At 69.1% G+C, this 369-nt stretch carries 1 protein-coding gene; it reads right to left on the bottom strand.

All coding sequences use genetic code 11. The features are described from left to right. A partial coding sequence (locus H7I41_RS14305) for a hotdog family protein (protein WP_264013258.1) occupies positions 1-369 on the bottom strand: 369 nt, incomplete at both ends.

Genomic DNA, 369 nt, shown 5'->3' with positions numbered 1-369 from the left:
GCCCGCGGCGACCAGTGCCATCGCCGCATAGGTGGCACCGGGCACGACGACGGTGCCGTAGATGACGTGATGGGCCAGCCAGGGTTGCGTCTTGACCGAGAACACATTGCTGTACACGGTGTCCCCGGAGGCCAGATCCTTGGCGCTGCCCAGGATCCCGGAGGTCGACACCGCCCCCGAACCCATCCCCACCACCGCGGTCTTGGGCCAGAAGCGACGTCGCTGGAACGGGTAGGTGGGCAGCTCCACCCGGTTGGCCGTGGTGTGCGTCGCGGCGAAGTCCGGCCGGTGCCCGCTGATGTAGGCGGTGGCCAGGGCCTCGGTGATCTGGCGCTGAGCGTTCGCGCCCTTGCGCAGGGACACGATCGT

Source organism: [Mycobacterium] manitobense (genome assembly GCF_025821665.1).
GTDB lineage: Bacteria > Actinomycetota > Actinomycetes > Mycobacteriales > Mycobacteriaceae > Mycobacterium > Mycobacterium arseniciresistens.
Note: the sequence above shows the minus strand (reverse complement) of the source record. Positions and strands in the feature narration are given on the sequence as shown.